This window comes from Ectopseudomonas chengduensis (assembly GCF_900102635.1).
GTDB classification, from domain to species: domain Bacteria; phylum Pseudomonadota; class Gammaproteobacteria; order Pseudomonadales; family Pseudomonadaceae; genus Aquipseudomonas; species Aquipseudomonas chengduensis.
Genome location: NZ_FMZQ01000001.1, coordinates 42,641 through 63,667 on the forward strand (window position 1 = coordinate 42,641; position 21,027 = coordinate 63,667).

Here is a 21,027-nt window from a genome sequence, read left to right on the forward strand (position 1 = left end):
GGAGACAAGCAACGCGATCAGCTAGCGTGACGGCATGCCCAACGCCTCTTCTAAAGACCTGCTGCGCCGCTGCGCGGTTCCCCTGCTCGCCCTGCTGCTGGGCGGCTGTTCGACCCTCGACTATTACGCCCATCTCGGTCAGGGCCAATGGCAACTGTTGCAGGCACGCCAGCCGATCGAGCGTCTGCTGCATGACTCGGCCACCGACCCCGATCTGGCCAGGCGCCTGACGCTGAGCCAGCAGGCGCGGGACTTCGCCAGCGCCAGTCTGCAGTTGCCAGAGAACCGCAGCTATCGCCTCTACGCCGACCTGGAGCGCCCCTTCGTGGTGTGGAATGTCTTCGCCACGCCGGAGTTCTCGCTAGACCCCGAGCTGCACTGTTTCCCCATCGCCGGTTGCGTCGCCTACCGCGGCTACTATCAACAGGGCCGAGCCCGCGGTGCTGCCGCGCTGCTGCGCCAGCAGGGGCTGGATACCTACATCGGCGGTGTCGAGGCCTACTCCACCCTGGGCTGGTTCGATGACCCGCTGCTCAACACCATGCTGCGCTGGAGCGACGAGCGTTTCATCGCGGTGATCTTCCACGAGCTGGCGCACCAGCAGTACTACCTGCCGGGCGATACGGCCTTCAACGAGTCCTTCGCCACCTTCGTCGAACGCGAGGGGCTGCGTCAGTGGCACGCGGCCCGTGGTGAAACGCCGCCGGCCAGCGACGACCGCCAGCGCCAGCAGTTCATCGAACTGGTGCTGGCCAGCCGCGAGCGTTTGCGTCAGCTCTATGCCAGCAATCTGTCAGAAGAAGCCATGCGCGCCGCCAAGCAAACCGAGTTCGAGCGCCTGCGCCGCGACTACCGCGCCTTGCGCCAGCGCGACTGGGGTGGCCTGGGGCGTTATGACGCCTGGATCGAAAGCCCGCTGAACAACGCCAAGCTGCTGCCCTTCGGCCTCTACGACCAATGGGTGCCGGCTTTCGCGGCACTGTTCACGCGTGAGGGCCGGGATTGGCGCGCGTTCTACGCCGCCGTGGCCGCGCTCGGTCGGCTGCCGGAAGCGGATCGTCGGGCCGCGTTGGAAAGCCTGATGCAAAACGACTAGAACTGCGGGGCAGATTGCCAGTCCAACCTACTCAGGTTTCGCCCAACACCGGAGGTACAAGCGATGCAACGACTGATTCCCGCCCTGGCCCTGATGCTCCTTGCTGGCGGCGCGCTGGCCGCGCCCAAGCCCTGCGAAGAACTCAAGCAGGAAATCGAAGTGAAGATTCAGGCCAACAACGTGCCCAGCTACACCCTGGAAATCGTGCCCAACGACGAAGTTCAGGATCAGAGCATGGTCGTCGGCAGTTGCGACGGCGGCACCAAGAAGATCGTCTATCAGCGCAACGGCTGATCTATCTACAGCTGCTTTTTGTAGGAGCGAGCTCTGCTCGCGAATCTTTCGCAAGCGAGCCCGCTCCTATGCCCTCAGCAGCCAAACGCCCGGTGCATCTGCTCCAGCGTCTCGAAATGAAAGTCCGGCGTCTCGCCGAGCAACTCCTCACGACTACCGAAGCCGTAACCGACCGCCACCGCTTGCAAACCATTGCTGCGGGCGCCGATCAGGTCATGCTTGCGGTCGCCGATCATCAGCGCCGAACCGGGCGCCAGTCGCTCCGAGTCCAGCAGATGCGCCAACAGCTCCACCTTGTTGGTGCGGGTGCCATCCAGCTCGCTGCCGTAGATGCGCTTGAAGTAGCGGTCGAAGCCGAAGTGCCGGGCAATTTCCTCGGCGAACACTGTCGGTTTACTGGTCGCGATATAGAGCGTGCGGCCCTGCGCCACCAGCGCCTCGAGCAGCGTCTCCACCCCATCGAACACACGATTTTCGTACAGCCCGGTAACCCGAAAGCGCTCACGATAATGATTGACCGCTTGCCATCCAGTGGCCTCGTCCAGCGCATAGGTACTCATGAAACACTGCAACAGCGGCGGGCCAATGAAGTGCTCCAGCGCGGCCAGGTCCGGCTCATCGATACCCAGCTTGGCCAGGGCGTACTGCACCGAGCGGGTGATGCCCTCGCGCGGGTCGGTCAGAGTGCCGTCGAGGTCGAAGAAGATGATGGAGTGATGCATGGCGGGGCCTGTTCAGGATCGGAACGGTGGCCAAGGATACAAGATTCCCACGGCAGGATAGGCGGTTCCAGGCTCACTCACCCAGCGCGCGAAACATCACATGGCAATCCACCAACCCATGCTGGGCGTGGCGGTAGGCCTTGGGCAAGGTGCCGACAATCGCGAAACCGTGTTTCTGCCATAGCGCCACGGCCACCGTATTGGTCGCCACCACACTGTTGAATTGCATGGCGCTGAAACCCAATTCGCGTGCCACCTCCAGCGAGTGAGCGCAGAGCTGGCCGGCGACGCCGCGGCCACGGGCAGCCGGGGCGGTCATATAGCCGCAGTTGCATACATGATCGCCCGGCCCAGCGGCGTTGGCCTTGATGTAGTAGGTGCCGAGAATCTGCCCATCCTGCTCGGCAACGAAGGTCGCGCGCGGCAGTTCGACCCAGGTTTTCCAGGCCGTTTCACGATCCATGTTCGGGTCGAAGGCGTAGGTTTCCTGCGCCTGCACCACGTCACGAATGATCGGCCAGACCTGGTCGAAATCGGCCGCCTCGATGGGCCGAATGATCAGTTCGTCGCTCACTGGTCGTAGCCTTCGGCCAGGTGCAGCTCCTTGAGCTTCACGTAGTTGCCCGCCGTGTAGCTGAAGAAGTTGCGCTCCTTGTCGGTCAGCGGGCGCGCCTGTTTCACCGGGCTGCCGACATACAGATAGCCGCTTTCCAAACGCTTGCCAGGCGGCACCAGCGAGCCGGCGCCGATGATCACCTCATCCTCGACCACCGCACCGTCCATGACGATGCTGCCCATGCCGACCAGAATCCGGTTGCCCAGGGTGCAGCCGTGCAGGGTGACCTTGTGCCCGACGGTCACCTCGTCACCGATGATCAGCGGGTAGCCATCAGGGTTGAACGGCCCGGCGTGGGTGATGTGCAGCACGCTGCCGTCCTGCACGCTGGTGCGCGCGCCGATACGGATGCGGTGCATGTCGCCGCGGATCACGGTCAGCGGCCAGACTGAGCTGTCCTCGCCCAGTTCGACGTCGCCGATGACCACGGCAGAAGCGTCGACGAAGGCACGTTCGCCCAGTTGTGGAACGTGCTGCTGGTATTTGCGAATCGCCACGATAGAAGCTCCTGAGCTGCGGGAAAGCTTGATTCTAATTAAGATGGCCCCCATGTCGGTTTCTATCGCGCCAGAATTATTACCGCTCTGCGCCGCAACCCCACATTCATTCGCCACAGGTGCCTCGTCGTGACCGCGAACAACCCCCTGCTGCAAGACTTCGACCTGCCGCCCTATTCGCAGATCAAACCGGAACACGTCGAGCCCGCCGTCGACCAGATCCTGGCAGACAGCCGCGCTGCCATCGCCAAACTGCTCGAACAACAGCAGGCCAATCCGAGCTGGGACGGCCTGGTGCTGGCTCTGGACGAGCTGGGCGCGCGCCTGGGCCGGGCCTGGAGCCCGGTGAGCCACCTCAACGCCGTATGCAACAGCCCAGAGCTGCGCGCGGCCTACGAGGCCTGCCTGCCCAAGCTGTCGGAATACTGGACGGAGATGGGCCAGAACAAGCCGCTGTTCGAGGCCTATGACGCACTGGCCAAGAGCCCGGCTGCGGCCAATTTCGACGTGGCGCAGAAGACCATTCTCGAACACGCCCTGCGTGACTTCCGTCTGTCCGGCATCGACCTGCCGGCCGAGCAGCAGAAGCGCTATGGCGAAATCCAGATGCGCCTGTCCGAGCTGACCAGCAAGTTCTCCAACCAGTTGCTCGACGCCACCCAGGCCTGGACCAAGCACGTCACCGACGAAACCCTGCTGAGCGGCCTGACCGACTCGGCCAAGGCGCAGATGAAACAGGCCGCAGAGGCCAAAGGCCTGGACGGCTGGCTGATCACCCTGGAATTCCCCAGCTACTACGCGGTGATGACCTACGCCGATGACCGCGCCCTGCGCGAAGAGGTCTATGCCGCCTACTGCACCCGCGCCTCCGACCAGGGGCCGAACGCCGGGCAGAACGACAACGGCCCGCTGATGAGCGAGATTCTCGACCTGCGCCAGGAACTGGCGCGCCTGCTCGGCTTCGCCAACTACAGCGAACTGAGCCTGGCCAGCAAGATGGCCGAGAACACCGACCAGGTGCTGAGCTTCCTACGCGACTTGGCCGTGCGCAGCAAGCCTTTCGCCGAGCAGGATCTCGCCGAGCTCAAGGCCTTCGCCGCCGAGCAGGGCCTGGATGACCTGCAGAGCTGGGACGTCGGCTACTACAGCGAGCGCCTGCGCCAGCAGCGCTACAGCATTTCCCAGGAAGAAGTGCGCGCCTGGTTCCCCGTGGACAAGGTGCTCACCGGCCTGTTTGCCATCGTGCAGAAGCTCTACGGCATCGAAATTCGCGAGCTGAAGGGCTTCGACACCTGGCACCCGGATGTGCGCCTGTTCGAGATCAGCGAGAACGGCCAACACGTCGGCCGCCTCTTCTTCGACCTCTACGCCCGCGCCAACAAGCGCGGCGGCGCCTGGATGGACGGCGCCCGCGACAAGCGCCGCGACGCTCAGGGCAAGCTGATCGCCCCGGTGGCCAACCTGGTGTGCAACTTCACCCCGCCGGTCGGCGGCAAACCGGCGCTGCTGACCCACGATGAGGTCACCACCCTGTTCCACGAATTCGGCCATGGCCTGCATCACCTGCTGACCCGCGTCGAGCACGCCGGTGCCTCGGGCATCAACGGCGTGGCCTGGGACGCGGTGGAGCTGCCGAGCCAGTTCATGGAGAACTGGTGCTGGGAGCCCGAAGGCCTGGCGCTGATCTCCGGCCATTTCGAGACCGGCGAGGCGCTGCCGCAGGCCATGCTGGACAAGATGCTGGCGGCGAAGAACTTCCAGTCCGGGCTGATGATGGTGCGCCAGCTGGAGTTCTCGCTGTTCGACTTCGAGCTGCACGCCAGCCACGGCGATGGCCGCAGCGTGCTGGACGTGATTGAGGCGATCCGCAGCGAAGTCTCGGTACTGCGCCCGCCGGCCTACAACCGTTTCGCCAACGGCTTTGCGCACATCTTCGCCGGTGGCTATGCGGCCGGTTACTACAGCTACAAGTGGGCCGAGGTGCTCAGTGCCGACGCCTTCTCCAAGTTCGAGGAAGAAGGCGTGTTCAACGCCGAGACCGGCCGCGCTTTCCGCGAAGCGATCCTCGCCCGCGGCGGCTCGCAGGAACCGATGGTGCTGTTCGTCGACTTCCGCGGTCGAGAGCCGAGCATCGATGCCCTGCTGCGCCACCTCGGCCTGAGCCAGGAGGCCGCATGAGCGATGCGCCTGTGAACAGCACCCCGAAACGCTTTATCGCCGGCGCCGTGTGCCCGGCGTGCAGCGAGACCGACAGCATCAAGATGTGGAACGTCGACGGCGTGCCGCACCGCGAATGCGTCAAGTGCGGCTACGCCGACACCCTCGACGCACGCGGTAATTCGGTGCCCAAGGAGATCCCCACGCGGGTCAACGTCAGCGGCCTGAAGCCCAAGGCAGCCGACCCCAATGTGCAGGCCGTGCAGTTCTTCCCCAATCCCAAGCTGAAAAAACCGAGCGAGTAATCCCACTTCTGGCCATGGAGGGCCTATGCGCATTCTTTCGTTGATACTTCTGACATTCGCTTTGCCTCTAGCCGCGGAAGTCCAGATAGAGTCGTTGCAAACAGAGCATGGCAACGGCACATACCGCTTCCCGAAACTGTTGGGAACCGGCGATGCGGTAAAACGCATCAACACCTACCTGCATGCCATTGAATTGAAGCTCCTTCCAGATAGCTTCGAAAGCTCCCCGTTCGAAAATATCTGGCCGAAGGAGGGCGAAATCTGGGGTGTGACACGCCTGGATTATCACGTGGATAGGTACGGGCCGGGCTTTTTGGCGGTAACCATCGAGAGTGATACGGGCGGAGCGTTCACGTCCAGGCAATCCATCAACTATCTGTTCGATCTAGCCAGCGGCCAACCGATCATTCTCGAACAATTGCTGAGTGAAAGTGGGCTGCGGAATCTGCACGCGCAGCTTCGCCAACAGCGCAGTCAACGTATTACGGACTTCCTTAGCGGTGAGATCATCACTAATGGCAGAGACGGTCGAGCGGTATCACTGGATAGCTCCAACCCCGAGAGAGCCGCATTGCAACGCATTACCTACGAGCAATGCAGACAAACTCGCTTGGGCAGGAGCATTGACGAAGAGCACGTCCACTTGGGCAGTCAGCATCTGACCATGAGCATAACAGGCTGTATGCTCCCCTACATACGAGACTTGGACGCGCTTGGCGACTTCGAGAATCTCATCAGCTACAGGGCGCTGGAAGATGATCTCACTCCGTATGGACACTGCCTACTTATCAAAGACGGTGCCAACTGTAAGCGTCCACCCGACATTCGGGCAGGCGGTGTCTATCAAGGTAGCCTCGATGGCTCTATTCCGATAACTCTTGTCCTGAGTCATAAGAGCCGCAATCGCCTATCGAGTGCCTTGTATCGCGATGCGAAAGTTGAATATACGCCCTTGGAAGGAGACGCTAGCGTTCCTGAGTATCGGCAGTTGTACGAGTCCAGCTATCCACCTGCGCACTTCGAGCTTAGGGTGGATAAAAGTGGCGAGCTGACGGGCATTTGGCAACAGCAGGGCGGCAAGACACTGCCAGTGCAGCTACGCTGAGCCTCTATAGCCCTACTCGCGGAAAAACTCCCCCGGCGTTGCGCCGAACTGGCGGCGAAAGGCGGCGATAAAGGCCGATAGCGAGTCATAGCCGCAGGCCAGCGCCACATCGGTGACGCGCTCGCCCTGCTCCAACGGGCTCAGCGCATCGAGCAGGCGCTGTCGCTGGCGCCAGACGCGAAAACTCAGACCCGTCTCACGCAGGAACAGCCGGCTCAGGGTCTTTTCCGAAACCCCCAGGCGCTCGCCCCATTCGCCCAGACCGAGCTGGCGCAGCATCGCATCCTCCAACCCCTGACAGACCTCGCGCAGCCGCGCGTCTTGTGGCAGCGGCAGCATCAACGCCACCTCTGGCGCAGCGCGCAGTTCGTCCAGCAACACTGCCGCCAATCTACCCGGCGCGCCCTGCTCGTCGTATTCGGCCGGCAACGCACTGAAACCGCGAATCAGCTCGCGCAGCAGCGGGCTGACCGCCAACACTCGGCACTCGGCCGGCCCCCAGGGCACCGCGCTGCCGTCGATGTACAGGCTGCGCATCTCGGTGCGTGGCGAGCTGAAGACCTGATGTTCGACCCCCGCCGGCACCCACACCGCGCGCTGCGGAGGGGCGACGAAGCGAGCCCCAGCGGTCTGCACCTCGAGCACCCCGGCGATGGCGTAAGACAGCTGCACCCAGGGGTGGGTATGGCGGAAGGTCAGGGCGCGATTGGTCAGCGATTCGGTGCGGCCATACAGCGGCCGAGGCAGGCTGGGCAGCTCGGGCAGGCTGCGATGCAGGGTGGCGGGATGTCTGTTTGGCGACACTTGCTGGCTCTTTAGCGTTAGCCGGAAATTTTCGACGACGATAGTCTGGCGCCCTCCTGTATCGCAAGTCCGAGATTCGCCATGTTCCTGCGCCGCCTGCTGCCCGACAATTTCACCCTGACTCTGCTCGCCGTTGTGCTCGCCGCCACACTGCTACCCGCCAGCGGCCAGGTCGCCACGATCTTCGAATGGATCACCAACCTGGCCATCGCCCTGCTGTTCTTCATGCACGGCGCCAAACTGTCGCGTCAGGCGATTCTCGCTGGTGCCGGGCACTGGCGTCTGCACCTGCTGGTATTCGCCTGCACCTTCATCCTCTTTCCGCTGCTCGGCCTGGCGCTCAGGCCGGCACTGGAGCCGCTGCTGGGTAAGGAGTTGTACCTGGGCATGCTCTACCTGTGTGCGCTGCCGGCCACCGTGCAATCGGCCATCGCCTTCACCTCGCTGGCGCGCGGCAACATCCCGGCGGCGATCTGCAGCGCGGCGGCCTCCAGCCTGCTCGGTATCTTCGTCACCCCGCTGCTGGTGGCCTTGCTGATGGGCGTGCAGGGCGACAACGGCTCGACCCTCGATGCCATCGGCAAGATCAGCCTGCAGTTGCTGCTGCCATTCGTTCTCGGCCAGATCGCCCAGCGCTGGATCGGCGGCTGGGTCAACCAGAACAAGAGCTGGCTGAAATACGTCGACCAGAGCTCGATCCTGCTGGTGGTCTACACCGCCTTCAGCGCCGCGGTGATTGGCGGCCTGTGGCAGCAGGTACCGCTGACCACCCTGCTGCTGGTGATTGCCGCCTGCTGCGTGTTGTTGGCACTGGCCCTGGTGCTGACCCACCTGCTGGGCAAATGGCTGGGTTTCAGCCTGGAAGACCGCATCACCATCCTATTCTGTGGCTCGAAGAAGAGCCTGGCCACCGGCGTACCCATGGCCCAGGTGCTGTTCGCCGGCGGCGCCATCGGCGTACTGATCCTGCCGCTGATGCTGTTCCACCAGATCCAGCTGATGGTCTGCGCGGTGCTGGCGCAGCGTTATGCCAAGCGTGAGGAAGCGCCGCAGATCGCGGCCGTTTGATCGACGCCGCGACAGAAGGGACTTGCCCGGGTCTCAAATAACTGTATTTTTATACAGTATATTTTGGAGTCCGAACATGTCCGTCAGCCTGCCGCCACGTGGCCGTGGTACCGCCAGCAATCCGCACAACCGCTATGCACCGACCCGTTCGGAGCAGGAAGACGACGGCTGGTATCAGGACGAGACCCCGCCAAGTCGCGCCACCGAAGTGCGCAAGGAGCAGGCGAAGACGGCGATCACCCGCAACAACTCGCCGGATGTAGGCTTCGACCGCTCGGTGAACCCCTACCGTGGCTGTGAGCATGGCTGCATCTACTGTTTTGCCAGGCCGACTCACGCTTACTGGGACATGTCGCCGGGCATCGACTTCGAAACCCGCCTGATCGCCAAGACCAACCTGGCCGAACGCCTCGAAGAGCAACTGCAAAAACCCGGCTACGTGCCGCAACCCATCGCCCTGGGCATCAACACCGACGCCTACCAGCCCATCGAGCGCGAACAGCGCCTGACCCGCCAGGCCTTGGAAATCCTGCTGCGCTACAAGCACCCGTTGCACATCATCACCAAGGGCTCACTGATCCTGCGCGACCTCGACCTGCTCAGCGAGCTTGCCAGGCACAACCTGGTCAGCGTGGCCTTCAGCCTGACCACCCTGGATGACGAACTCAAACGCATCATGGAGCCGCGCACTGCCGCCCCAGCGGCGCGCCTGCGTGCCATGCGCACGCTGCATGAAACGGGTGTCCCGGTCAGCGCAATCTGCGCGCCGATGATTCCGCAGATCAACGACATGGAGCTGGAAGCACTCCTGGAAGCCGCCCGTGACGCCGGCGCTCGTTCGGCCGGTTACGTACTGCTGCGCCTGCCGCTGGAGATCGCCGGGTTGTTCGAGGAGTGGCTGCAGGTGCACTTTCCGGATCGCGCCGCCCACGTGATGAGCCTGATTCGCCAGAGCCGTGGCGGCAAGAACTACGACAGCCGCTTCGGCAGCCGCATGCGTGGCGAGGGCCTGTTCGCCGATCTGCTGGAGCAGCGTTTTCGCCTGGCGCGGCGCAGGCTCGGCCTGGATCAGCGAGGCAGCGTGGTGCTGGACTGTTCGCAGTTCTGCCCGCCGGGTGCGCAATTGAGCCTGCTCTGACTTGGCAGCCCGTCTCGATATGTTAAAACGTGGCAGGATCCGTACGAAAAGTTTCCGAGCGAAGGTCAGGCGAACCGTTTTTTAACGAAGCATCACCGAGCGCAGGTATTTTTCGTACAGATCCTTCTTGAGGCATTGACCGACGACGACCATGACCCGCACATCCCGCGTAGCCGACCCGTCCTACGAACTGATGGACGACCATGAAGGCCATTCGCTGATCTACCGCCAGCACGGCTTTCCCTCGCCGCTGGTGCGCTGGCACTTTCACAAGGAATACGAGCTGCACCTGATCGTCGCCAGCTCCGGCAAGGTGTTCATCGGCGACTACATCGGCAATTTCTCCCCCTATACCCTGTTCCTCACCGGCCCTGGCCTGCCGCACAACTGGATCAGCCAGGTCGAGGAAGGCGAGGTGGTGGAAACCCGCGACATGCTGGTCAACTTCACCGATGAAGTGCTGGAGAGCGGTACGGCGGTGTTCGCCGAGTTGAAGACCCTGCAACCCTTGCTGGCCCGTGCGCAGTTCGGCATCGAGTTCCGCGACCCGCTGCTGATTCGCGAAGCCGGCGTACTGATGGGCAAGATCGCCAACAGCCGCGGCATCACCCGCCTGGGCCATTTCTTCATCCTCATGGAGCTGCTCGCCGGCAGCGAGGATTACCAGTTGCTCTCGGCCGTGACCTCTTCGGAGCTGGGCGACGAGCAGCATGTCGAGCGCATCAACCGGGCGGTGGACTACATCTTCCAGCACTACGCGCAGGGCATCAGCCAGGAGGAAGTCGCCGAGCACCTGGGCATGACCACCACCTACTTTTCGCGCTTCTTCAAGCAGGCCACCGGGCGTGGTTTCGTCGAATTCGTCAATCGCCTGCGGGTGAGCAAATCCTGCGAGCTGCTGAGCAAAAGCGACAAGCCGGTGACCGACGTGTGCTTCGAGTCCGGCTTCAGCAATATTTCCAACTTCAACCGCCGTTTCCAGCAGCTCAAGGGCATGACCCCCTCCGGTTATCGCAAGCTGGCGGTGCAGCGCCTGACCGAGCAAAACCTGTACTGAATCGGTAGTCCTCCCCTGCTCCGACCTCCTCTACACCCCTCATGCCAGAGAGTTACACCCCTTACCGTGGCGGTTTGGCGCTGCCCGATCAGTGCAAAAAAGTATCGATCACTGTGCACTCAAGGATTTGTTCGTGCAGGCCTGCGGGGGTGTAATCCGGCCCGAGCCAAACAAAAACAATAACGATCTTCCGCAGCCATACAGGCGCGGGAGAGGAGTTCACAAGCATGAACAACTCGATCAAAGCCCTCGTTGCAGCCTCTTGCCTGTCCCTCACCCTGGTTGCTCAGGGCGCCGAAACCCTGACCATCGCCACGGTCAACAACAGCGACATGATCCGCATGCAGCGGCTCGCCAAGACTTTCGAAGAACAGAATCCCGACATCCGTCTGAAGTGGGTGGTGCTCGAGGAGAACGTGCTGCGCCAGCGCCTGACCACAGATATCGCCACCCAGGGTGGCCAGTTCGACGTGCTCACCATTGGCATGTACGAAGCGGCGCTGTGGGGCGAGAAAGGCTGGCTGGAGCCGATGACCGAACTGCCGGCCGACTACGACCTAGACGACGTCTTCCCCTCGGTGCGCGAAGGCCTGTCCGCCAAGGGCACGCTGTACGCCCTGCCGTTCTATGCCGAAGCCTCGATCACCTATTACCGCAAGGACCTGTTCGAGCAGGCCGGTCTGGAAATGCCCGAGCAACCGACCTGGGAGCAGATGGCCGAATTCGCCGGCAAACTGCACCAGCCAGACAAAGGCCAGTACGGCCTGTGCCTGCGCGGCAAGGCCGGCTGGGGCGAAAACATGGCGCTGATCACCACCCTGGCCAACGCCCACGGTGCGCGCTGGTTCGATGAGCAGTGGCAGCCGGAATTCACCGGCAGCGAATGGCAGAACGCGCTGAACTTCTACGTCGACAACATGAAGAAATACGGCCCACCCGGCGCCTCCAGCAACGGTTTCAACGAGAACCTGGCGCTGTTCAACAGCGGCAAGTGCGCGCTGTGGGTCGATGCCAGCGTGGCCGGTTCCTTCGTCACCGATACCTCGCAAAGCAAGGTCGCCGACGCCGTCGGCTTCACCTTCGCGCCGACCCAGGTCACCGACAAGGGCGCTTCCTGGTTGTACTCCTGGGCCCTGGCGATTCCCACCAGCTCCAAGTCCAAGGACGCCGCCAAGACCTTCAGCGCCTGGGCCACCTCCAAGGCCTATGCCGAACTGGTCGCCGAGAAGGATGGCGTGGCCAACGTGCCGCCGGGCACCCGCGCCTCGACCTACAGCGACGCCTACATGCAGGCCGCGCCGTTCGCCAAGGTCACTCTGGACTCGCTGCAGAAGGCCGACCCGGCCGACCCCAGCGCCAAGCCGGTGCCTTACGTGGGCATCCAGTTGGTGACCATTCCCGAGTTCCAGGCCATCGGCACCAGCGTCGGCAAGCTGTTCACCGCCGCGCTCACCGGGCAGATGCAACCGCAGCAGGCCCTGCAAGCGGCACAGCAGAGCACCGAGCGGGAAATGAAGCGCGCTGGCTACCCGAAGTAGCCATTTTGTAGGGTGGGCTTTAGCCCACCAGGGTTTCACCGTGAGTTCGTGGTGGGCTGAAGCCCACCCTACGGGACGGAACTCCGCCCGGCCCACCCTACCGGCCGCCCACTTGCGTTACGCCCCCCCCCAATTCCGCCCTCGGAGGCATGATGAATTCTCCGGCCATCGATACCCCCGCCACGCAGGCCACTACGCCGGTGGCGCGCAAGCCCAGGCGCCTGGCGCCCGGCTGGTTTCTGGTCAGCCCCTCGGTGGCCCTGCTGCTGATCTGGATGATCGTGCCGCTGAGCATGACCGTCTATTTCTCGCTGATCCGCTACAACCTGCTGTACCCCGGCGAGAACGATTTCGTCGGTCTGGAGAACTTCGAATACTTCGTCACCGACGCCGCTTTCCTCTCCGGCGCCGGCAATACCGTATTGCTGGTGGGCAGCGTGCTGCTGATCAGCGTGGTGTTCGGCGTGCTGATCTCGGCGCTGCTGGAGGCCAGCGAGTTCTTCGGCCGTGGCATCGTACGGGTGCTGCTGATCTCGCCGTTCTTCATCATGCCCACGGTCAGCGCGCTGCTGTGGAAGAACCTGATCTTCCATCCGGTATCGGGGATTCTCGCCGCCATCTGGCAGTTCTTCGGCGCCCAGCCGGTGGACTGGCTGGCGCACCACCCGCTGTTCTCGATCATCATGATCGTGTCCTGGCAATGGCTGCCGTTCGCCATCCTGATCCTGATGACCGCCATGCAATCGCTGGATCAGGAGCAGAAGGAAGCCGCGCGCCTCGACGGCGCCGGCCCCATCGCCATCTTCTGGCACCTAACCCTGCCGCACCTGGCGCGGCCAATTGCCGTGGTGGTGATGATCGAGACCATCTTCCTGCTCTCGGTATTCGCCGAGATCTACACCACCACCAGCGGCGGCCCCGGCTACGAGTCGACCAACCTCGCCTACCTGATCTACACCCAGGCCCTGCTGCAGTTCGACGTCGGCATGGCCTCGGCGGGCGGACTGATCGCGGTGGTGATCGCCAACATCGCCGCCATCGTGCTGATCCGCATGATCGGCAAGAACCTGACCGACAAGCAGTGAGGGCCCTGAGATGCTGACGCTGAAACAATCCCGTCGCCTGCAGAGCCTGATCATCGGCGCCCTGGCCTGGGCGATCGCCGCGGTGATCTTCTTCCCGATCTTCTGGATGGTGCTGACCAGCCTGAAGACCGAGATCGACGCCTTCGCCACGCCGCCGCAGTTCATCTTCACCCCGACGCTGGAGAACTACCTGCACATCAACGAGCGCAGCGACTACTTCGCCTTCGCCTGGAACTCGGTGCTGATCTCCCTCTCGGCGACGCTGCTGTGCATGCTCCTGGCCGTGCCAGCCGCCTACTCCATGGCCTTCTTCGAGACGCGCCACACCAAGCGCACGCTGCTGTGGATGCTGTCGACCAAGATGCTGCCACCGGTGGGCGTGCTGGTACCGATCTACCTGCTGGCCAAGCAGTTCGGTCTGCTCGATTCACGCCTGGCGCTGATCATCATCTACACCCTGATCAACCTGCCGATCATCGTGTGGATGGTTTACACCTACTTCAAGGACATCCCCGTGGACATCCTCGAAGCGGCGCGCCTGGATGGCGCCACCACCTGGCAGGAGATCGTCCGCGTACTGCTGCCGATCGCTCGCGGCGGCCTGGCATCGACCATGTTGCTGTCGCTGATCCTGTGCTGGAACGAGGCGTTCTGGTCGCTCAACCTGACCAGCTCCGCCGCCGCCCCGCTGACTGCCCTGGTGGCCTCCTACTCCAGCCCCGAGGGCCTGTTCTGGGCCAAGCTCTCCGCCGTTTCGACCCTGGCCTGCGCGCCTATCCTGATCTTCGGCTGGATCAGCCAAAAACAACTTGTACGCGGCCTGTCCTTCGGCGCGGTGAAATAACGGGAGACCTTCCACATGGCTGATCTGAAGATCCGCAATCTGCAAAAAGGCTTCGACGGCACGGCGATCATCCAGGGTGTCGACCTGGACATCCGCGACCGCGAGTTCGTGGTCTTCGTCGGCCCGTCCGGCTGCGGCAAATCCACCCTGCTGCGCCTGATCGCCGGGCTGGAAGAGGTCAGCAGCGGCCATATCGAACTCGATGGCCAGGACATCACCGACACTGCACCGGCCAAACGCGACCTGGCTATGGTGTTCCAGACCTACGCGCTGTACCCGCACATGACCGTGCGCAAGAACCTGTCCTTCGCCCTCGACCTGGCCCGGGTGGGTAAGCAGGAGATAGAAGCCAAGGTCGCCAATGCCGCGCGCATCCTGCAGCTCGAGGCGCTGCTCGAACGCAAACCCAAGCAGCTCTCCGGTGGCCAGCGCCAGCGCGTGGCCATCGGCCGCGCCATCGTGCGCAACCCGAAGATCTTTCTGTTCGACGAGCCGCTGTCCAACCTCGACGCCGCCCTGCGCGTGCAGACCCGCCTGGAGCTGGCACGGCTGCACAAGGATCTGCAGGCGACCATGATCTACGTGACCCACGACCAGGTCGAAGCCATGACCCTGGCCGACAAGGTGGTGGTGCTCAATGGCGGTCGCGTCGAGCAGGTCGGCTCACCGCTGGAGCTGTATCACCACCCGGCCAACCTGTTCGTCGCCGGCTTTCTCGGCACGCCGAAGATGGGCTTTCTGCGCGGCACCCTGAACAGGGTCGAGGCCGGCAGCTGCGACGTGCAGCTGGAATGCGGCACGCACGTGACGCTGCCGCAGTCCGCCACCGGCCTCAGCGTCGGCAGCACGGTGACCCTGGGCGTACGCCCGGAACACCTCAACGTGGTCAGCACCAGCGCGGGCCGCATGCAGGTGACCGCCGACGTCAGCGAGCGCCTGGGCAGCGACACCTTCTGCCATGTGCGCTGCACCTCGGGCGAGATGCTCACGGTGCGCGTACGCGGCGACTTCGCGCCGCGTTATGGCGAAGCCCTGACCCTGGATTTCGACACGGCGCACTGCCACCTCTTCGACGCCGATGGCCAAGCCGTCGCCAAACCACTGCAGCAGGCCGCCTGACGCCGCTCCATCACGGGATGTTCCAGATGAAACTCAATCGCCAGCAGCTTTCCCGGCTTGGCGGCGCCGTCGCGCTGCCCAGCTACACCGCAGAGATGATCCGCACCGGCATCGCCCATTTTGGCGTCGGCGGCTTTCACCGCGCCCACCAGGCGGTCTACACCGATGCCCTGATGAACCAGGGCCTGGCACTGGACTGGGGTATCTGCGGGGTCGGCGTGCGCAGTGAGGACCGCGCCATGCGCGATGCCCTGGCCAGCCAGGATTACCTCTACACCCTGGTCGAACTGGGCGACGAGCCGAACCTGCCGGTGCGGGTGATCGGCGCGATCACCGACATGCTGCTGGCCGAGGAGTCGCCGCAGGCGCTGATCGACAAGCTGGCCGACCCGACGATTCGCATCGTCTCGCTGACCATCACCGAGGGTGGCTACTGCATCGACGACAGCAGCGGCGAATTTCTCGCCGAACTGCCAGCCATTGCCCACGACCTGCGTCATCCCGAATCGCCGCAAAGCGTGTTCGGCTTTCTCTGCGCGGCCCTGGCCAAACGTCGCGCCGCCGGCATCCCGGCCTTCACCCTGATGTCCTGCGATAACCTGCCACACAACGGCGACGTCACGCGCAAGGCACTGCTGGCCTTCGCCCACCTGGCCGACCACGAGCTGGCCACCTGGATCGACCATCATGTGAGCTTTCCCAATGCCATGGTCGACCGCATCACGCCGATGACCAGCGCCGCCCATCGTCAGCAACTGGCCGAGCAGCACGGCGTCGACGACGCCTGGCCGGTGGTTTGCGAGCCCTTCGTGCAATGGGTGCTGGAGGACAAGTTCGTCAGCGGTCGGCCGGCCTGGGAAGAGGTCGGCGTGCAGTTCACCGACGACGTCACACCCTACGAGGAAATGAAGATCAAGCTGCTCAATGGCAGCCACCTGGCGCTGACCTACCTGGGCTTTCTCAAGGGCTATCGCTTCGTCCACGAAACCATGAACGACCCGCTGCTGCGCCAGTACGTGCGCACCTTCATGGATCTGGACGTGACCCCGCAGCTGGCGCCGGTTCCGGGCATCGACCTGAGCACCTACAAGGACACGCTGATCGAGCGCTTCTCCAACCAGGCCATCGCCGATCAGCTGGAGCGGGTCTGCTCGGATGGCTCGTCGAAGTTTCCCAAGTTCATCGTGCCCACCCTCAACCGTCTGATCGAAGACGGTCGGCCGCTGGAGCGCGCGGCCCTGGTAGTCGCAGCCTGGGCGCTGTACCTCAAGGGCGTCGACGAGAACGGCAAGCGCTATCGCATCCCCGATCCGCGCGCCGCGTTCTGCCAGGCGCTGGTGGCCGATGACGACAAGGTGCGCGAGCGGGTACTGGGCGTCGAGGCGATCTTCGGCAACGCCATCGCGCAGTCGACAGCGTTCGTCGAAGCCTTCGAGCTGTGTTACGACAGCCTGCGCAAGCTCGGCGTGACCCGTACCCTGCAGACACTGCTGGGCGACTGAGCCATGTACCTCGGTATCGACTGCGGCACCCAGGGCACCAAGGCGCTGGTGCTGGATGCTGACAGCGGCCAGGTGCTCGGCGCCGGCAGCGCCAGCCACACGCTGCAGAGCGGCGCCAATGGCCGCCGCGAGCAACAGCCGCAGCAATGGCTGGAGGCTTTCGAGCAGGCAACCCGACAGGCGCTGACGGCTGCGGGCATCAGCGGCGAGCGGATTCTCGGCATTGGCGTCTCCGGCCAGCAGCATGGCCTGGTGCTGCTCGATGAACAGGGCGCGGTGCTGCGCCCGGCCAAGCTCTGGTGCGACACCGAGTCGACCCCGGAGAACCAGCGCCTGCTCGATCATCTCGGCGGCGAGGCCGGCTCGCTGCAGCGCCTGGGCGTGGCCATCGCGCCGGGCTACACGGTGTCCAAGCTGCTCTGGACCCAGGAGCAGCACCCGGATCTGTTCACCCGCATCGCGCATATTCTGCTGCCGCACGATTACCTCAACCACTGGCTCACCGGCCGTGCCTGCAGCGAGTACGGCGACGCCTCCGGCACGGGTTATTTCAACGTGCGCACGCGCAGCTGGGACCGCGAGCTGCTGAACGTCATCGACCCCAGCGGGCGCCTCTGCAAGGCGCTGCCAGAGCTGATCGAGGCAGATCAGCCAGTGGGTAGCCTCCGCCCGCAGATCGCCCGGCAGTTGGGCCTGAACCCGGATGCCGTGGTGGCCAGCGGCGGTGGCGACAACATGATGGGCGCCATCGGCACCGGCAATATCCGTCCGGGCGCGATCACCATGAGTCTGGGCACCTCCGGCACGCTCTACGCCTACAGCGATCAAGCGATGATCAGCCCGCATGCTCAGGTGGCGACCTTCTGCTCATCGAGCGGCGGCTGGCTACCGCTGATCTGCACCATGAACCTCACCAGCGCCACCGGGCTGATCCAGCAACTGCTGGAACTGGACATCCAGACCTTCGGCGAACTGGTCGAGCAATCGCCCATCGGCGCCGAGGGCCTGCTCATGCTGCCGTTCTTCAATGGCGAACGGGTGCCGGCACTGCCCAGCTCGCGCGCCAGCCTGCTGGGCATGGACAGCGACAACCTGACCCGCGCCAATCTGTGCCGGGCGGTGGTCGAGGGCAGCAGTTTCGGCCTGCGCTACGGCCTCGACCTGCTGCGCGCCAGCGGCCTGCAGAGCCAGACCATCCGCCTGATCGGCGGCGCGGCGAAGAGCCCGGTGTGGCGCCAGGTGATCGCCGACATCATGGGCACGCCACTGGTCTGCCCGCAGCACACCGAAGCCGCCGCGCTGGGCGCCGCGATCCAGGCCGCCTGGTGCCTGACGCCCGGAGCGGATCGCCAGGCGCAGCTGGCCGAACTGTGCGAGCGTTGCGTGCACCTCGATGCCAGCACGCAGACCCAGCCGGACCCGGCGCGCACGGCGCAGTACGAAATGGTCTATCAACGCTACCGCAAGCAGGTAAGCCTGCTGGCCGAGAGCACACCGGCGTGAGAACGCCTTGAGGGCACCTCCAAGAACCTAGGCAAGGCAGATAGTGCCGATGAGATACGGCTATCAAAGCGGCGTCCGTAGGAGCCCCGCCCCGGGGCGAAGCCTCTCGAGTCCGCGCCGCCCAGCTTCGCGGCGGGGCGCCGCTCCTACGAATTCCCCGCCTTGGCGCTTAACTGATTGGCATCAGGCGAAGCAGGTGGTTTTTAGAGGTGCCCGTTAACCGATACGGAGAAGAACATGTACCTGGTCTGTGGCGAAGCGCTGTTCGATGTGTTCATCCAGGGCGACGGTGGGTGTGGCAATGAGTTGGCCTTCAAGGCCATCGCCGGTGGCTCGCCGTTCAACGTGGCGCTGGGCCTGCGCCGTATGGGCGCCAACTCGGCGCTGTTCACCGGGATTTCCTCGGACAGCCTCGGCCAGCGCCTGCGCCAGGTGCTGCGTGACGAAGGCGTGAGCGATGCCTACCTGATCGCCAGCGATGCGCCGACCACCCTGGCGATGGTCGGCCTGGACGCTGCCGGCTCGCCGCAGTATTCCTTCCGTGGCGAAGGCTGTGCCGACCGCCAGCTGCTCGCCGAGCACCTGCCGGCACTGGATGCGCAGGTGCGCGGCCTGCATGTCGGTTCCTTCTCTTTGGTGGTGGAGCCAGTGGCCGAGACGCTGCTGACGCTGGTGCAACGCGAACATCAGCAGCGCCTGATCAGCCTCGACCCCAACGTACGCCTCGGCCCGGCGCCGGATATCGCCCACTGGCGCGAGCGCGTCGAGACCTTCGCCGGCTACGCGCATCTGATCAAGGTCAGCGAAGAGGATCTGCAGCTGTTGTACCCCGAACGCGACCCGCAGCAGGTCGCATCGAGCTGGCTCAACCAGCGCTGCCAACTGGTGTTTCTCACCCACGGCAGCAAAGGCGCCAGCGTCCACAGCCACTACGGGCACTGGTCGGTACCAGCCGTGGAGGTGCACACCCGTGACACCGTTGGCGCTGGCGATACCTTCCAGGCCGCGCTGCTCAGCTACCTCGCCCGCCACGATCTGGACAGCCCCGAGGCGCTGGCGACGCTGAGCCGTGAGCAGATCGACGCCATGCTGCGCCTGGCCATCGAGGCTGCCGCGCTGACCTGCGCCCGGGTCGGCCCCGACCTGCCCTACCTGCATGAACTGGAACGACAGAGCGCGCGCTGACCAGGCCCACCCTCGCGGTGCCAGCTGGCAGCGACACAGGCTCCCTGTGCGCCTGGGCGAATTACCCGAAACCGCCGGTTGTCGCTCAGCTCGCTGGAGGCGACACTTGGCGTGTGACTCGCACAGCGCAGCGACAGTCGTTCTAGCAGCGTATTTTCAGACAACCCAGAGGTTCAGGGCATGCCTTACAAACATCAGGTGATTCCGCTTCAGGCCCACGAGGGCAACGAAACCGCCGAGCAGGCGCTGCACAGCATAGTCGATGGCTTCAAGCGCTTTCGCAACGAGGTCTTCCCGCAGCAGGAAGAGCTGTTCAAGAAGCTCGCCACCGCCCAGAACCCACGCGCCATGTTCATCACCTGCGCCGACTCGCGCGTGGTGCCGGAGCTGATCACCCAGAGCTCGCCCGGCGACCTGTTCGTCAACCGCAACGTCGGTAATGTGGTGCCGGCCTACGGGCAGATGATGGGCGGCGTCTCCACCGCCATCGAGTACGCGGTGATGGCCCTGGGCGTGCAACACATCGTCATCTGCGGCCACTCCGACTGCGGCGCGATGAAAGCGGTGCTCAACCCGGCCTCGCTGGAAACCATGCCCACGGTGAAAGCCTGGCTGCGTCATGCCGAGGTAGCACGCAGCGTGGTGGCAGAGAACTGCAACTGCAGCGACGACAAGGAAGCCCTTGCCGTGCTGACCGAAGAGAACGTGGTGGCGCAGCTCAACCACCTCTGCACCCATCCGTCGGTGGCAGCCAAGCTGGCGCGCGGCCAACTGTTCATCCATGGCTGGGTGTATGACATCGAAACCAGCCAGATCAAGGCCTACGACGCCGAGCTGGGCAGCTTCCTGCCGCTCGATGGCGACAAGATTCCAATGGCGACGCCACGCGCGCGTTTTCCACAAAGCTGAAAGCCCTTGCAGGGTGGCCGCGCACCGAGCCTCACCCGGTCGCGGCTAAAGCCCCTCCCACAAAACGCACCGTGAACGTGGGAAGGACTTTAGGCCGTAGGGTGCGCCGCGCGCACCAGACTCCCCCCGATCACGGCTAACCTGGTCTGGTGCGCATAGCGCACCCTACCAGGGACCAGTCAGAACTTCTCCCCACGCAGCACTTCCACCTGCGCCAGGTAACAGACCATGGCGAAGTGGTCGTAGTAGCGCACCTGCAGATGCTCGGCGATGCGCTCGGCCAATTCGCGGTTGCAGATGATTTCCAGGCGGATGTTGCCTTCGGTGTCCCAGCCGGCGCTGCGCACGCCGCGGTGTCCACGGCCACGCGCGTCGGAAATGGTCCAGCCGGGTGCGCCGAGCGCTTCCAGATCGGCCAGCAGGCGCTTCTCCAGCGCCGCCTCGCAGATCACGGTGAGCAGGGTGCGGCTATGTGCGTTCATC

The 21,027-nt window shown here is 64.0% G+C and carries 21 protein-coding genes; 16 read left to right on the plus strand and 5 right to left on the minus strand.

Features of this window, described 5'->3' with window-relative positions:
• Window positions 1–34 precede the first annotated feature (34 nt).
• Complete coding sequence (locus tag BLS08_RS00175) at window positions 35–1,096, plus strand: aminopeptidase (protein WP_017676136.1); 1,062 nt, start codon at window positions 35–37, stop codon at window positions 1,094–1,096.
• 63 nt (window positions 1,097–1,159) lie between these two features.
• The gene (locus tag BLS08_RS00180; RefSeq protein ID WP_013717841.1) at window positions 1,160–1,390 is read left to right on the plus strand and encodes a DUF1161 domain-containing protein; all 231 of its coding nucleotides are present in this window, start codon (window positions 1,160–1,162) and stop codon (window positions 1,388–1,390) included.
• Between the two features lie 74 nt (window positions 1,391–1,464).
• Here BLS08_RS00180 and BLS08_RS00185 read toward each other — a convergent pair whose 3' ends face one another.
• The 3 genes from BLS08_RS00185 to BLS08_RS00195 form a co-directional block, all read right to left on the minus strand.
• On the minus strand, window positions 1,465–2,112 hold the full coding sequence (locus tag BLS08_RS00185; protein ID WP_017676137.1) for an HAD family hydrolase: 648 nt from the start codon (window positions 2,110–2,112) through the stop codon (window positions 1,465–1,467).
• Window positions 2,113–2,185: 73 nt separating this feature from the next.
• Entirely contained in the window at window positions 2,186–2,686 is a 501-nt protein-coding gene (locus BLS08_RS00190) for a GNAT family N-acetyltransferase (protein ID WP_017676138.1), read from the minus strand.
• Entirely contained in the window at window positions 2,683–3,225 is a 543-nt protein-coding gene (locus BLS08_RS00195) for a gamma carbonic anhydrase family protein (RefSeq protein ID WP_017676139.1), read from the minus strand. Before BLS08_RS00195 ends, BLS08_RS00190 begins: the two co-directional genes overlap by 4 nt.
• A 129-nt stretch (window positions 3,226–3,354) precedes the next feature.
• On the opposite strand from BLS08_RS00195, the gene prlC reads away from it, so the two are divergent.
• The 3 genes from prlC to BLS08_RS00210 are packed head-to-tail and all read left to right on the plus strand — an operon-like array spanning window position 3,355 to window position 6,792.
• A complete protein-coding gene (gene prlC / locus BLS08_RS00200) occupies window positions 3,355–5,403 on the plus strand; it encodes an oligopeptidase A (RefSeq protein WP_017676140.1) in 2,049 nt (682 codons plus the stop codon).
• The gene (locus tag BLS08_RS00205; RefSeq protein WP_017676141.1) at window positions 5,400–5,687 is read left to right on the plus strand and encodes a YheV family putative zinc ribbon protein; all 288 of its coding nucleotides are present in this window, start codon (window positions 5,400–5,402) and stop codon (window positions 5,685–5,687) included. Before prlC ends, BLS08_RS00205 begins: the two co-directional genes overlap by 4 nt.
• Before the next feature lie 25 nt (window positions 5,688–5,712).
• Window positions 5,713–6,792, plus strand: a complete 1,080-nt coding sequence (locus tag BLS08_RS00210; RefSeq protein WP_017676142.1) for a hypothetical protein — start codon at window positions 5,713–5,715, stop codon at window positions 6,790–6,792.
• 12 nt (window positions 6,793–6,804) lie between these two features.
• Here the strand turns inward: BLS08_RS00210 and BLS08_RS00215 are convergent, their stop codons facing one another.
• Complete coding sequence (locus BLS08_RS00215) at window positions 6,805–7,596, minus strand: AraC family transcriptional regulator (protein ID WP_017676143.1); 792 nt, start codon at window positions 7,594–7,596, stop codon at window positions 6,805–6,807.
• 81 nt (window positions 7,597–7,677) lie between these two features.
• On the opposite strand from BLS08_RS00215, the gene BLS08_RS00220 reads away from it, so the two are divergent.
• From BLS08_RS00220 to BLS08_RS00270, 11 genes are all read left to right on the plus strand, one after another.
• Entirely contained in the window at window positions 7,678–8,664 is a 987-nt protein-coding gene (locus BLS08_RS00220; protein WP_017676144.1) for a bile acid:sodium symporter family protein, read from the plus strand.
• A 76-nt stretch (window positions 8,665–8,740) separates the two neighbouring features.
• Complete coding sequence (locus BLS08_RS00225; RefSeq protein WP_017676145.1) at window positions 8,741–9,802, plus strand: PA0069 family radical SAM protein; 1,062 nt, start codon at window positions 8,741–8,743, stop codon at window positions 9,800–9,802.
• 151 nt (window positions 9,803–9,953) lie between these two features.
• Window positions 9,954–10,859, plus strand: coding sequence for an AraC family transcriptional regulator (locus tag BLS08_RS00230; protein WP_017676146.1), 906 nt, complete (start codon window positions 9,954–9,956; stop codon window positions 10,857–10,859).
• 227 nt (window positions 10,860–11,086) lie between these two features.
• A complete protein-coding gene (locus BLS08_RS00235) occupies window positions 11,087–12,397 on the plus strand; it encodes an ABC transporter substrate-binding protein (protein WP_017676148.1) in 1,311 nt (436 codons plus the stop codon).
• Between the two features lie 152 nt (window positions 12,398–12,549).
• The gene (locus BLS08_RS00240) at window positions 12,550–13,482 is read left to right on the plus strand and encodes a carbohydrate ABC transporter permease (protein WP_017676149.1); all 933 of its coding nucleotides are present in this window, start codon (window positions 12,550–12,552) and stop codon (window positions 13,480–13,482) included.
• Between the two features lie 10 nt (window positions 13,483–13,492).
• On the plus strand, window positions 13,493–14,326 hold the full coding sequence (locus BLS08_RS00245) for a carbohydrate ABC transporter permease (protein WP_017676150.1): 834 nt from the start codon (window positions 13,493–13,495) through the stop codon (window positions 14,324–14,326).
• A 15-nt stretch (window positions 14,327–14,341) separates the two neighbouring features.
• On the plus strand, window positions 14,342–15,445 hold the full coding sequence (locus BLS08_RS00250) for an ABC transporter ATP-binding protein (RefSeq protein WP_017676151.1): 1,104 nt from the start codon (window positions 14,342–14,344) through the stop codon (window positions 15,443–15,445).
• Between the two features lie 26 nt (window positions 15,446–15,471).
• Window positions 15,472–16,947: a mannitol dehydrogenase family protein gene (locus tag BLS08_RS00255; RefSeq protein ID WP_055986195.1), complete on the plus strand. Its 1,476-nt coding sequence runs from the start codon at window positions 15,472–15,474 to the stop codon at window positions 16,945–16,947.
• Window positions 16,948–16,950: 3 nt separating this feature from the next.
• Window positions 16,951–18,450 carry a xylulokinase gene (xylB, locus tag BLS08_RS00260; protein WP_017676153.1) on the plus strand — a complete coding sequence of 500 codons (1,500 nt, stop codon included), beginning with the start codon at window positions 16,951–16,953 and terminating at the stop codon, window positions 18,448–18,450.
• Between the two features lie 237 nt (window positions 18,451–18,687).
• Complete coding sequence (locus tag BLS08_RS00265) at window positions 18,688–19,635, plus strand: carbohydrate kinase family protein (RefSeq protein WP_017676154.1); 948 nt, start codon at window positions 18,688–18,690, stop codon at window positions 19,633–19,635.
• A gap of 180 nt (window positions 19,636–19,815) precedes the next feature.
• Window positions 19,816–20,544: a carbonic anhydrase gene (locus BLS08_RS00270; protein ID WP_003464702.1), complete on the plus strand. Its 729-nt coding sequence runs from the start codon at window positions 19,816–19,818 to the stop codon at window positions 20,542–20,544.
• Window positions 20,545–20,723: 179 nt separating this feature from the next.
• On the opposite strand, the gene BLS08_RS00275 is transcribed toward BLS08_RS00270, so the two are convergent.
• On the minus strand, window positions 20,724–21,026 hold the full coding sequence (locus BLS08_RS00275) for a P-II family nitrogen regulator (RefSeq protein ID WP_017676155.1): 303 nt from the start codon (window positions 21,024–21,026) through the stop codon (window positions 20,724–20,726).
• Window position 21,027: the final 1 nt, after the last annotated feature.